The organism is Sphingobacterium sp. UBA3519, from assembly GCF_002377215.1.
GTDB lineage: Bacteria > Bacteroidota > Bacteroidia > Sphingobacteriales > Sphingobacteriaceae > Sphingobacterium > Sphingobacterium multivorum.
In genome coordinates this window covers 51,427-64,827 of sequence record NZ_DFPI01000019.1, presented here as the reverse complement: position 1 = coordinate 64,827, position 13,401 = coordinate 51,427, and the positions used below count along the sequence as shown (strand labels likewise).

General features: G+C 39.3%; 9 protein-coding genes and 1 pseudogene. 1 reads left to right on the top strand and 9 read right to left on the bottom strand.

Annotation, left to right across the window (positions count from 1 at the left end):
* Positions 1–110: 110 nt before the first annotated feature.
* The 8 genes from B3297_RS09690 to B3297_RS09655 all read right to left on the bottom strand — a co-directional run bounded on the left by B3297_RS09690 (position 111) and on the right by B3297_RS09655 (position 10,960).
* Positions 111–2,348 carry an LruC domain-containing protein gene (locus B3297_RS09690; RefSeq protein ID WP_286778841.1) on the bottom strand — a complete coding sequence of 746 codons (2,238 nt, stop codon included), beginning with the start codon at positions 2,346–2,348 and terminating at the stop codon, positions 111–113.
* Positions 2,349–2,594: 246 nt separating this feature from the next.
* Complete coding sequence (locus B3297_RS09685; protein WP_286778840.1) at positions 2,595–3,101, bottom strand: response regulator; 507 nt, start codon at positions 3,099–3,101, stop codon at positions 2,595–2,597.
* A gap of 176 nt (positions 3,102–3,277) precedes the next feature.
* Positions 3,278–3,928: a response regulator gene (locus B3297_RS09680; RefSeq protein ID WP_286778839.1), complete on the bottom strand. Its 651-nt coding sequence runs from the start codon at positions 3,926–3,928 to the stop codon at positions 3,278–3,280.
* Between the two features lie 18 nt (positions 3,929–3,946).
* Positions 3,947–4,720, bottom strand: coding sequence for a hypothetical protein (locus B3297_RS09675; RefSeq protein ID WP_286778838.1), 774 nt, complete (start codon positions 4,718–4,720; stop codon positions 3,947–3,949).
* A gap of 7 nt (positions 4,721–4,727) precedes the next feature.
* Entirely contained in the window at positions 4,728–7,682 is a 2,955-nt protein-coding gene (locus tag B3297_RS09670) for a sensor histidine kinase (RefSeq protein ID WP_286778837.1), read from the bottom strand.
* A 297-nt stretch (positions 7,683–7,979) separates the two neighbouring features.
* Positions 7,980–8,657 (bottom strand): HAEPLYID family protein, encoded by a 678-nt coding sequence (locus B3297_RS09665; protein ID WP_286778836.1) that lies wholly within the window; start codon positions 8,655–8,657, stop codon positions 7,980–7,982.
* A 60-nt stretch (positions 8,658–8,717) separates the two neighbouring features.
* The gene (locus B3297_RS09660) at positions 8,718–9,791 is read right to left on the bottom strand and encodes an endonuclease/exonuclease/phosphatase family protein (protein WP_286778835.1); all 1,074 of its coding nucleotides are present in this window, start codon (positions 9,789–9,791) and stop codon (positions 8,718–8,720) included.
* 77 nt (positions 9,792–9,868) lie between these two features.
* Positions 9,869–10,960 carry a mechanosensitive ion channel family protein gene (locus tag B3297_RS09655; protein WP_286766781.1) on the bottom strand — a complete coding sequence of 364 codons (1,092 nt, stop codon included), beginning with the start codon at positions 10,958–10,960 and terminating at the stop codon, positions 9,869–9,871.
* Positions 10,961–11,742: 782 nt separating this feature from the next.
* Between B3297_RS09655 and B3297_RS09650 the strand changes: the two are divergent.
* Positions 11,743–12,279: pseudogene (locus B3297_RS09650) on the top strand (helix-turn-helix transcriptional regulator); the annotation flags it as partial.
* 321 nt (positions 12,280–12,600) lie between these two features.
* On the opposite strand, the gene B3297_RS09645 reads toward B3297_RS09650, so the two are convergent.
* On the bottom strand, positions 12,601–13,401 hold the full coding sequence (locus tag B3297_RS09645) for an endonuclease/exonuclease/phosphatase family protein (RefSeq protein ID WP_286766780.1): 801 nt from the start codon (positions 13,399–13,401) through the stop codon (positions 12,601–12,603).

Here is a 13,401-nt window from a genome sequence, read left to right as displayed (position 1 = left end):
TTAGAATTTAACGACATTAGCATTAGAATCTCACACGGTCAAAATACCTGAACAAAATGAGCACCCCTTTTTAGGGGTACCCAGGTAGATGAGGGTGTTTAGTCAGTTTTTTATTTAACATACCAATTGGTATTTTGTGTCCCGCCACTTACAGCCCAGCTCTGGAATAGCGGATATACACCATTGATATTTTTCCATTCATTTGGATATTTAAAAGAAACTGGTACACACAGTGCCCAAGGATCACCATTAATCGTTTTAAATGGATCATTTGGTGACAAGTTGCTAATCTGATTCGTCTGATAGTTGATCAACTCCTTGTTAATTTTGTCCGTTGCCTTATATCCAGCCATATGCACCTCACTTCGCATGTTTTTATTAGAGCCACCTGGGATAATAAAAGTATTCAAATTCGTATAGGTAAAATTATCTAACGGCGTAGTAAACTCGACTGTAATTAAGACATCCACCGGCTGGAATGATCCGTCCTGCGTTGATATAAACTTGATGTCCGATAAGCCGAATGCTTTATGAGCATCATCGCAAATTGGCACTACAGCGTACCGCTGCCCCGATTCAACGTTATTGCTAGCCAATGGAATATTTACACCCGTTAAATCCGATTTAGAATAAGACACCGACTTCACATTACTAGCCAATATACCATCCAGCTGAATTGCCGCCGCCAAACGCGCAAGTGCACCCACCGAACGTATTTTAGCCGCTAACTTAACTTTTGTTACTTTATTTGCCGAGTTTTGATATTTGCTGATAGCTACATCAACCACAAAGTCATTCATATCATAATCTGCTTTTGCAGGCCAAGCATCCTCAAAAGCATAAGAGTAAGTACCGAGAATCACTTCTGCAACCGTCTGATCAACAGGGGTACCACCTGCGTTGCTATTACCTCCTGCATTACAATTTGTCGAAGCAATAGCGACGGTCGATTTATCGTAAGGGACTAGCCTGGCTGGACTTGTTACCACATAGAATGTATTATATTGCTCATTTGCTGTGTGATTCGAACATGCTATTTCCAAATTACCAGAATAGGTAATTGCCATATTTTGATCTTTGACATCCACTTTTTTCAAGCGTGCTAATGATTGACCGGAGGCAGGACCTGCCATTGTATTTGCCCAGCTGCCGAATTTAGCCAAAGTACTCACATTCAATATGGCCGAAGCGGCTAGATTAAAGCTAGTACCTCCCGATTCGAGATTATCAACACTCAATAAAGCCCCATTTGCTACAGATACTTTCGCCCCACCTGTTGTCAATGATCCAAATGTCGTATGGCATACAGCTTCTAATGTCGCATTCGTTAATTTAGCCGTTGTCACTACTAAAGTTCCTTCGTTTCGAATGGTTGTAGATCCTGTTGTACTTGTCAGACTTCGAATAGTTGCAACCCCAAAATTGACAAAACTACCATTGGTGATATCAGCAACATCAACGTTTATAACGCCATGATTGGCATAAAGCGAATTAGTTGTTGTTGTCATATTTGACAGAGATGCTGTACCGTAATTAGTAAAACCACCAGTGGTGTTCTGGGTAACATTTCGTAACTCAATCGCCCCCCCTTGAACAACTGTTAACCCATTATTGCTTCCGATATTTAATTCATAGTTTGCATTTTTCCATGTACCTTGCACATAGATCTTCGCATTACTTGTCCCGTTATTGGCATCAATTGTCCCCGTAAATATTACTCCTGATTTAATGACATAAGACTTATCGGAAGCGACAGATACAGAGCCGTTGCCGCTTATCTCCACAGCATCACTAGGAACAGCGACAACGGTACTCGTTACAACCTCAGCTTTCAGAGCACCACTTGCAAGTGCAGCTGAGCCAGCAGTAGTACGCATTATACTAGCTTTAGCTGTAGAAGAAGCGGTTGCACTTCCCACCGTGATGATGGAAGATTCACCAACTTCAATCATCGACAAAGCCGGAGTACCTAAAGGAGATGTTTCGCGCAGGTATAAATATTTCACCGAGGTCGGCACCGACAAGCTATTTACAAAATCCTGACCTTGCTTTGCCTGACCAGCAGCCAATAATTTCGCAGCAGAGAGCGAAGGATCTTGATCAAATATTTCTATACGATAGAAATACTTTCCATCAAATTTATCGTCCACAGCGACACGAACATCGACGGTGCGCACGGAATTCCAGTTAAACCCTTCAGGCACCACACCTCCATCTGTTAGCAAAACGGACGAACTGTCGACATTGCCTGGATTATATAAGTCTTTTTTTGCACAACTTGCATCAAGCAATGCGACCCCTACCATAGATACTAAAAATAGGTGAAAACTTTTTCTTTTATACATCATTAAAAATTAATAGACCAACTTATACAGCTATACACATCGGTGTAAAATACAAACTTCATAACAGGCTCTTTATCAAAGATAATAAGTTACAACAGCGCTAAAAACAAATATAGAATATATTACACTCAAGTAAGAAAAAAAACACCTATTTTTAGCAAAAAATTAAAGATTGTAGCGCATCAGCCACAAAAAATATTAATGAATGCAAAACATCTGTTAAAGATGGTTCTTCAATCAATAGACCAGTTATCTTAACAGCTGTAGCAATTCCGTCTTTCGGGCAGAATCCTTCAACGCATTTGTCTGATATATAGCGTCAGCCAAATTGTTGCTGGATCCTCTAGAGAGGTATTTGTTCACATAGTGAGCTGCACGCGCGTAGAGAAATTTTCTCATATCCAGATTCACACTAATGCCATCGGCGAAATGACGGATATCGAGCCCTTCGCGAATATGCGCATAGCTCATATTTGAAGTGATGATCATTTTAGTCCAGGGTGAATCCCTGATGATCTTACTGACAATTTCGTATCCATTTGCATACTTCATATGCATTTCCGTTATGACAAAATCATATTGCTCCCCTTTCGCTTCCAACAAAGCCAGGGCTTCCCTTCCATCCGCAGCAGAATCGAGCTGAAAGGCAGCATTGGAAAAGAGGTTTTTTATTATTTTGCGCATAAGCAGATCACCATCTGCATGTAATATTGAAAATACCTGTGAATGCTCAGATTTAGGACTGTGCGTCTGCATATTATTAATTGAATAGATAAATAGATTTAAAAACAGCTTTAACAAAGCTAAAAATACGGACAGAGGTATCCCCCACCCAAAAGGGTGGTTTTGATAAAAATATGCAGAGATTGCATGTAAAGCTGAAAACTTAGCCAGACGGATCAGCGCTCAATGAACGTACTACTTAAGAGAGTTTATAGTGGATTCTTATATTTCAGGATCAGTTCCGATCTGCTATTGACCTGTAGCTTACCATAAATATTCCGTATGTGAAATTTGACAGTATCAACACTGATAAATGCACTTTCTGCCACTTTTTTATAACTATAACCTTGCTGTAGAAGCGATAAAACTTCAATTTCACGGGGAGTTAGCGTTTCCATCAGACGATGTTCATGCTTAGCATTAATAACCGGATTGAAATGCGCGATTACCAGTCTAGCCACCTGCGGGCTCATGACTGAGCCGCCGCTCATCACATCAATAAGTAGCTGACCCATTTGCGACAAAGGAGTGTTTTTAAGTAAATACCCGGATGCTCCGGCACATAGTGCCTGAAAAACATGCTCTTTATCATCAAATACCGTAAACATGACAATCTGGATCTGGGGGAATTTGCGTTTCACATACCAAGTAACCTCAATGCCATTTTTTTGGGGGAGACCAATATCACAGAGTAATAAATCCAGAGATTCTGGCGACCATGACGAGGAGGTCAGTTCAGCCCAGTCCTGAGCTACAGCAACAAGCTCAAAATCAGCAGCTTGCTCAAAGTAGCTTTTCAATGAATCCAAGACAGGAGCTCGATCTTCAACAATAACAAGTTTATATTTTGTAGTCTGCATATAGAACAAAAGATTAATTTACAGGTTATGCCTCCATGCTGATCTAACTTTATTCACGGCATCAGCAAAAAACCATACACTAAATAACAAAAAGCTAAAACTAACCCAGATTAATTTATCGAGACTTTTAAGTATATAAGCTTCCTGTTGGTTATTAAAAACAATAGCCACTACCATACTGCATTGCAAGAGCAGATAGGTCGTATAAATCACATTAAACAATAAAACCCTATTTTTAAGCTTGTTTCCGATCCCTTCAGCGAGATAAAGTATACGCCATTGCCCTATCACGTAAAATACGGCCAGTAAGAAACGCAAAATATAGTGAAACTGCTGATCAACATAACCATAACGATGCTTAAATCCGGTGGGGATATCTTTCACCAACAGTTGCAGCAATTTATTTTTTTCCTCTGAAGAAGCTAGTGCATAAGGGACAATATCAATCATACCTAAACAAAAAGGTATTATATGCACCATCCAGTACTTACCAATTGGCCTGGCTGGGTCTATTTTCAACCTGACGTAAAAGTAAAAACAAGGCGCTACTAGATAATAAAAAGGGATTCCTTTATTATACATCTGTGGATAATATTGGATTTCTCGCGTGTAGATCATACTGTATATAAGCACATGCCAAATCAGTGGCGCAACGCCAATACCTAGCAAAAGATGACTGATATTTTTATTTTTTCCATACAGAAATACATGCATAAATATTCCCGACAGGCATAGCAACATTCCCATCATCGCAAAGCCAATGCTTATCCAAAATTGTATACTCAGGTACATATATTGATTAGAAAAATTTAAGTATACGCTCTTTAAAGCTAAACTTTATAACCAAGTGAACTTTATAGACATTCAAAACCTGCCCAACTGTCAGTTTAGCCCCAATTGCTTCAGCGCGACGCTCCATATTTCCGATGCCCTGCCCCTTTCTGAGCTTCTTCCAGTCAACCTCAACTTCGTTCATCCTGTCCATGGTATTTGCAATTTCGAGTTCAAGTACATGATGGTATATTTTTAGTCCAATATTGACAGCCGCGAAACGGTTATGTTTACAGACATTATGCAAAGCCTCCTTGAAAATAAGGTAAACATTATGACGGATATATTGCGGCAAATCTCGGGGAACAGGTATATCGATTTCGAAATTTACTTTTATCTGCTGTTCAGCAAAAATCTGTGCGGCCAAAAACTTCATCCGATCCTCCAAGTTCCCCTGTTTGTTATTTCGGGAATCTATTGCCCAAATGATATCGTCCATGGTCTGCACAGCCTCACGGCTATATGCTGTGATTTTATCGAGAGACACAGTCATCAAACTATTTTTCGCCTGCATGGGAAATAATTCTGCCTGCATACTGATGCCCGTCAATAACCCACCCACCTCATCATGTAGATCACGTGACAGTTCCTGCCGCAAAATCTTATCCCGCTTGCGCTGTGAAGATTTCAAAATAGTGATCACGTAAATAAGTATGCCGACAGCTAACGTCAAAAGGACATAAAAAAGCTGGGTTTCATAGAATCTAGGACTTTTGTAGAACAGCCATTTTTTGGACATTTCGGACAACCCATTGCTGCTGACTGTTTTTATTTCGATCTCATATTCCCCAGTTTTTAAATTCGACAGATTGATTTTTCCGGATGTTTTAAGTTCCTGAAATTCCTTGAATAATGGATATATCCGGTAGTAGGTGTTATAATTATACTTATATGCGTCAATTTTTGCAATGTCAAGATTGATTGAAAAGGCTTGCTTGCTAAGCAAAATTGTATCCGCATCAATGGAGGGAGTGTAGTATCGGAGTACATTTCCAGCACTATTTGCAACAGCAATGGAAGCCACTATCGGAGCCGGGACATGTTGCTCCTTAAGACGTTGTAAAATTTTTTTTGGATCAATAGCAATACAGCCCAGTATTCCTCCTAAAAATATCTTCCCATACTGTACATCATAATATACAGAAGCCTGATTGAATTCTTCAAATGGAAGGCCATTGGAGCTATAAGCATTATAAAAGTTTTTAGTGTCCCAGACTGTCAGTCCACTAAAAGTACCTAGGAACAAGTTGTCATCGACCCACTCCATGGTAAAGATGACGTTGCTTGCTAATCCATTCTTGGTTGTATAAGATACCGCTTTCTTTCTCTCGAGATCAATCACTATTAATCCCTTCCCTTTAGTTGCCAGAAAAATTTTCCCTTGGTGGAAATTGTGTGTAAAGACATTGAGTTTCTCGGCGCTATAAGGATATACTTTCTTGACCGCTCCGGCTTCAAATTCATAATAACCATTTTCAGAAGAAAAGGTAGCCACCTTATTTCTCATTTTTAAGGCGTTTATTTTTTGTCCTGCTCCGACAATATGTCCACCATTATCTTTCAAAGGGAATACATCATGTGTTTTCAGATCATATATCCAGATTCCGCTATACGTGCCTACTAGATACTGCCTGTCTTTATAATGACATAAGCTGAATACCAAGGTCGATAGTTCTTCTTTAACCTCAATTTTCTTTTTGTAAGGAGCACGCTTAAATCTGCCCTTTATCAGCAAGCCGAGAAATTCTCCTTCCAAGCCTATTAATGTAGTATCTTGATTCACTGGCAAGAATGCATAGTAATTATTCAGAGGAGCTTTTTCTTCAATAAGGGGAGAATTTAGCCGGAAAGATTTTAATGGAGTATATCCGCCAATATAATAGATGTCCTTTTGTTTCAGAATAGCCCTTGCTGTCCCCGTATTCCAGTATTCGATAGCAAAATTTGTTTTGAGGACACTATATAAACCTCTTTCGGTAGCACACAGTACCTCTCCATTTTTAAAACTAAGCTGATTCAATTTACTTTTCAGCAGATCTTTGCTGATATAGTGCTGCCCCGCAAACAACGGTGTCAACTGCAAATTAGCATCATATTCAAAATATCGACCATCCTGAAAAAGAAAAATAACTTTATTATCTTCGGTAAATGACCAATGTGCCCAATCACACATATCACCTAACGACAAGGCTTTTGGATTTGCCTTTTTGAATTTTTTCCCATCGAAAGTTACATAGCCCAGTCCATAATTCCGTAGCAACAAACCATCTCTTAGGATGAAAATATCATCCAATTGTTGATAAATATCTTTAGGTATTTCATTTTTTTTTATCTTGCCTGTTAGGAGATCTATTTGATAGAGCAACTTATTATAGGCAAACCATAGCTGGCGGCCGTCGGCAATCAAGCGCCTTCCCACAGGCCGTCGCAATTCATTGCTTGTGGGCGGAAATCTTAACAGTTTCTTTTTTCCAGTTTTGTTGATTTCCCAGAGCACCCCATTTTTTGTCGCGACATATTGTTTTTTATTTTGGTCAAACATCGCTAAAATCTGTTCTCCCAAGAGTTCTTTTACCCAATCCTTATCTTGGATAAATTTCCAGTTTTTTATATCGAAAATCAACAAGCCATTTCTCGTTTCAAGCCACAATCTGCCCTGACAGTCGGTCAGCAGATTATTTACTTCCGTAAAATGCAGCGGCCCCAAATACAGTTCTGTGAATGGCTTGACCGAAATACCATCGTAACGGTACAGCAAGTTACCCGCAATAAACCAGATAAAACCCTGATAGTCCTTTGAGACCGATTCAATATTTTTGTGATAGAGATCTACACCAGGTACGATTTGAACCTGATAGTAATTGGACGCCATAACCTCCTTCATAAAAAGCATGGCGAAGGAAGTGCTTAATACAAGTAACAATTTTAAAACTTTTATAAACACTTTAGGTTAAGTTCAATTTAAATGGACTGTCAAATATAAAAAATATAAATTAATACTATAAACAAGATGTTGTTAAAAGAATAAAATAGATCGTCTATTTTACCAAATTGAAATATCTCCCAGAAACCTCATTGTCCCCCCCTATCCTAATGTAACTTCTATTTCTTACAACTGATAGATCAATCGAAAGAACGAGCTCGCAGCATGCTCCTTACCCGAAACAGGCAATCCCACAGCCATCCCGATAGCCAGTTTATCACTAAGTCCTAACTTAATCTAAGGATGTAGCGTCGTTTGTATCCCATCGGAAGAAATTTCCTGATTGACCTCAACACCGATAAAATGGTCTGTCTGCGGTACGGTGTAATGAAATGAGGTATTGAGCTGCCATATCATACCCATTTTGGATGAAGCATAATGATAACCCAATTCCGGCCCTTTATAGACCAACGCATGCCAATGGCTATGCCAGTTTTTAGCGGCTATAAAAAATGGATTAAAAGCAGTAGCGCCATTCACAAAATCAAAGACCTGTGTATACCCAACAGCTAAGGTTGCCGCATGTTTTTTAGAAACATAAAAAGAATATTGCGAAGATAAGCGCAGTCTTTCCAATTGATTGCTCGAGGATCCATTGGCCATGCGGCTTTTTGAATATACAAAATCTGTCTCTGCTTCCAATCCTAACCGATCTATAGGCGCAAATTCATATTCCATAAGGTAGCCATAGTCATCAGTCACATGCGTTCTTTTGATATCTGCGCCGACATTAAATTCCTTCTCTCCTTTCCGTGCACCAAGATCACGGACAAGATCATTATATAAAGGTTCGGCATGATGGACTTTATCCGGCAGGGATTTATTTTCCGGGGCAGCAACAGCAGCTGAAAAAGATAGGATACCTATAAATAAACATACCCGTAAGGATCGAAAAGTAAGTGTATTGTTTTCCATATCACAAACATCCGTCTGAAATATGGAAAGAATTGGGAATGCTTTTTTCGGCAGTCCCGATTAGGCCATACGATTATCACTTTCTTCCTCTTTTCCATCAGCAATCATCTCGTTGACATCGGTCATATCACCTTCCTCCAGGTGCTCAATATCCTCCGCCTGCTCTTCGGAGTAGCGGTCGATAAAAAAGGTACAGCCCATTGGAAAATGATCCGATCCAACAGAAGGATAAATAAAAAGTTTATCGATAAATACTGTTGGACTATGAAACAACAGATCCAAGGGCACTCTAAAAAACCAATACTTGGCATGAAAGGTAGAAAGAATGCCCCGGCCAATGCGTGCATCGATCAATTTACTTGTTTTCTTGAACAAAAGGGAAGATTTAGCCCAGGCCACATTATTAAAATCTCCCGTGACAACTACTGGCATTTTATAACCCCGAACCCGTTTGGCCACACTGAGCAGATCACCATCCCTTTCTTTGGAATTTTCTTCTTCCGTCGGGCTTGGCGGCGGCGGATGAACGGCAAAAAAGATAAAACGATGTCCATCGGCGGTTTCCAACTCAGCTTCAATACTCGGAATATCATCCGCTATAAAATAATGTACCTGACATTTTTTGATCTTCAGGTTAGTATAAAAATGCATACCATAGGTATTGTCCAAGGTTACCTTCTCAAAATTAGGATAATCCTTTTCCAGCACACGTAAGGCTTTTTCCCATGCCGCATCGCTTTCCATGGTCAAAAAAACATGCGGTTTTTCTTTCTGAATCAGGTCAATGAAGCGCTTATACGCCGTATTGAATTGCAGCACATTACAGGAGATCACTTTAATACTATCGGATGCATTTTCACCTTTTTCATATTTTTCCCGTCGCCAAAATTTGGTATAACGTATTAATATATAGGCATGATAAACAATCAGAGCCATTTGCACCCCCTGCAGCCACCATATCCATGAATCTTTACCCACGAGGTAAAAGCCTATTGCCAATGCCGGCACCTGAAACACCAGCAGCTGCAGTTTAACAAATTCAGCTACCCGAAAGATCCAATGCTGGCTCTGGATAAAGGGTAATACACTCAGTACAATTAATAGTCCCGAGAACACCATATAGAAAATTAGCATATCGCTAGAACTAACATTTTAGACAAACTTAAACAAATTACGCTCATTTTCAACAGACCATCATTTTCGATCGCTCCTTAGTTATTCAATTTCTTTTCTGAACCTTCCTGATAATCCACCCGTGTTCTGGCTAATGCATCCGGGAAATTCGTATGGATATAGGCAATCATCTGTTCACGTATATAACAGCGTAGGTCAAAAGCCTGGCCCGAATTACGGCAGCTCATCAGGCATCGGATCTCCATGGTACGCTCTTTAAAGTCTGTCACCTGAAGTACATTTACCTGACCGTCCCAAAGTGGATGCCCGGTAAGTAAGGTCGTGAGTTTATCCCGCAATTGCTGCACAGGTACGGTAAAGTCTGTATAGATAAATACAGTACCTAATATCTCAGAGGTCGTACGTGTCCAATTCTGGAAAGGTTTTTCAATAAAATATGTAATGGGCAATACCAAACGGCGTTTGTCCCAGATATTGACGACAACATAGGTCAGATTGATTTCCTCTACACGACCCCATTCCCCTTCGACTACCAATACATCATCCATACGAATAGGCTGTGTAAAAGCGATCTGAAAACCGGCGAGCAGGTTCCCTAAAGATTTCTGTGCTGCAAAACCGATGATAATTCCGCCAACCCCCACCCCTGTGAGCAAGCCGGCGCCGATCTTCTGCATGCTATCAAAACTGAGTAGGATGATTGCCAAGGAAATTACGATGATCAGAGTGACCACCACTTTTCGGATAAAAACAATTTGTGTCCTGATCTTCCGTTCCCGCAGGTTATTTTCCTTGTTGATATCAAAACGATGGTAGAGGTAGTCTTCAAAAACCTTGATCCCCTGTATCAGCACGATGGCAAAAAAACTGACCAGCAAAAGTTCATTAGTTTTACTGACCACGCGAAACGTCCGTTCGTTAAATTGGGCAAACGGCAATAAGCTGTTAAAAACAATCAATGGGATAAACACACTCAGCACCCGGTTAAAGCGCCTCACAAAGGAACGGAATAGGCTATAAGACTCCTGCTGAATGGCCTGCCTGCGTAAAAGCGGCATAAAAATCAGTTTGATCAGGAAACCAATTAAAAATGAAAATAGAATTAATGCAATATTCCAGAGCCATGAAGGCCATTTCTGTGAAAGTTGAATTAATGTTTCGTTTATCATGCTGTTCTTTCTTTGCGTTCAAAATTTGTCTCTCATTAAAGTATAACTGCTAAGAAAGCCTAACGTTTGTTTTTTTTTGAGAAAGATTGGTTAAATAAACAGTGAAGAATACGGCCATGCACTTTGCTTAGCACCCATGAGCATTGATCCCGCTATAAAAAAAGACACTAACAACACCAAAAATCAATAACTTTTCAAAATAAAAATTGAAAAATACATTATTACACAAAAATATAAGCGATAAAAACAAAAAAAATAACATTAACAGATATTAACGGAAAAATAAAAGAAAAAAAACAGAAATCACACATTAAAAACAAAAGAAATAGAAGAAAAACAAGTAAAAAACAAAATAAAAATAGATTAATTTTGCGAAAACAATAAAAAAACCTATATTTACAACACCTTATTAGGTTTATAATTGGTTATTTAAAGGTTTTCATCTCCCCGATTGAAAACCTTTTTTATTTTTCATATTTCACGATCGAAAGATGTACTGCGTAAACTGCCACTACAGAGTCTGAGATACAAGAATATGATTTTAACGTATCTATACGTACATTTCAGCGGGACAGAAAAGATATTTTCTCCATTTATAATATCGATATCCAATACGACTTTATCCAAAAGGTTTATTACATTGACCAGGCAGAACAACCCGAGTTGAACGAACGGATATTGGAAGCTTTCGACATATTCAATGCCTTGAACCTCACGGACAGATTATCGAACTATATCCACTTTGAAAGCGAAAGCCACAGGGTACGGAGCATCTTTACGGCTTATTGCATGCCATTAAAAATCATATCCAGATCAAGTTTGTCTATCAAAAATATTGGGAAGATGGATTGACTGACCGTCATGTTGAACCCTATGCCTTGAAGGAATTTAGAAACAGGTGGTACCTATTGGCAAAGGACCTTAAAAACGAAAAAATCAAATGTTTCGCACTTGATCGACTGAACGAATTGGAAATATTGAAAAAGAAGTTTGAATTTCCGAAAAATTTTGATGTTAACGAGCATTATAGATACTGCTTCGGTATTATAGGCCCGAATAGTGACAAACCAGAGGAAGTCACCTTATCATTCAACCCTTTGCAAGGGAAATATATCAAATCATTACCCTTACATGAATCACAAATGCTGCTAATCGATAACGATGATGAAGTCCGTGTAAAACTGAAACTATTCCTCACACACGATTTCTTTATGGAATTGCTATCGTATGGAAATGATGTGAAAGTTATAGCACCCAGTAGTTTAATTAACGACTTAAAAACAACTGCTAGGAATATTCTAGACATATATACAGAATAGGGATCGGCTTAGAACACGGCTTAGACGTGAGATCAAAAATTTCAATTATTTTCCACAAAAGCCATTTTTTTATTCTTAAATAGGATTTGCCGCATAAAACAGCTACCAATTACAAAAGCCACTCCCTTTCGGAAATGGCTTCAATAAATTAAATAAATATAAACTTCAAACTACTTTATTACAGTTTCTCTATTCCTTTGAAATACTTCTCAACCTCAGGCTTGGCCATACCAAGCTTTTGGCAGATTTCAACAATTGTAAATTCTACCTCCCTAAGCATTTCAATCTTGCTTTCAACTTTAATGTCCTGTAACCTAGTTTTTATTCATACTGAAAGACTACAACTACTGGCAAGTGATCTGAAGCATATTGACCAGTCAGGGCTACAGCTGATGCCAATGTATATGTTGTTGCAGCTTTGGGATTAAATATCACAAAATCTATTGCTTTAGCTGGATTGCGTACAGGAAAAGATAGCGGGCAGGTACTCATGCAAGAGAGCCTAAAGCCTTCCTGTAACTTAAGCATTTCAGCGGTTGTCGATTCTGCATTGTAGTCTCCCCCTACAAACAATTCCTTATTAAGGTCACCACTCATCTCATTAAGATACGCGGCCTGAGCTGAACGATTGGGCACGTTGAGGTCAAAATGAGTGGCCGCAAAGTCAATATTTTTGCCATTAGGCAAAGTTACCGTAGCCAAAGCAATACTTCTTTGCTCTCCAGCCGTTGGCATGGGCAGTAATTCCCGGCGCTTATTGGACAACGGATATTTGCTAAGTATAGCGACCCCATATTCCCCACCATTGTAATCAATAGATTTAGAAAAATAGTATTCCATACCCAAAAGTTTTGCCAATTCTGCAGCTTGATTTACGTTGCCCGAGCGCCCCACATTAACATCCACCTCCTGGAGGGCAATAAGTTCAGCCCCGCTGTTTTTTATCACCGTAGCAATATTCGACAAATTGATGACATCCGAATTTTCGGGTGCTCCATGGTGAATATTATAGGTCATGGCAACCAGCTTCTTCTTTGCTGCGAGCGGCAACTCAGGGTTCTCATCCCCGCTGCAGCTAAATAATTGTAAAAGAGCCAAGGCTCCAAGAATAATCTTTTTCAT

Excerpts from the sequence above, each read along its gene's own strand:
- B3297_RS09690 (WP_286778841.1), bottom strand. The coding sequence starts at position 2,348 with ATGATGTATAAAAGAAAAAGTTTTCACCTATTTTTAGTATCTATGGTA.
- B3297_RS09685 (WP_286778840.1), bottom strand. The coding sequence starts at position 3,101 with ATGCAGACGCACAGTCCTAAATCTGAGCATTCACAGGTATTTTCAATA.
- B3297_RS09680 (WP_286778839.1), bottom strand. The coding sequence starts at position 3,928 with ATGCAGACTACAAAATATAAACTTGTTATTGTTGAAGATCGAGCTCCT.
- B3297_RS09675 (WP_286778838.1), bottom strand. The coding sequence starts at position 4,720 with ATGTACCTGAGTATACAATTTTGGATAAGCATTGGCTTTGCGATGATG.
- B3297_RS09665 (WP_286778836.1), bottom strand. The coding sequence starts at position 8,657 with ATGGAAAACAATACACTTACTTTTCGATCCTTACGGGTATGTTTATTT.
- B3297_RS09660 (WP_286778835.1), bottom strand. The coding sequence starts at position 9,791 with ATGCTAATTTTCTATATGGTGTTCTCGGGACTATTAATTGTACTGAGT.
- B3297_RS09655 (WP_286766781.1), bottom strand. The coding sequence starts at position 10,960 with ATGATAAACGAAACATTAATTCAACTTTCACAGAAATGGCCTTCATGG.
- B3297_RS09645 (WP_286766780.1), bottom strand. The coding sequence starts at position 13,401 with ATGAAAAAGATTATTCTTGGAGCCTTGGCTCTTTTACAATTATTTAGC.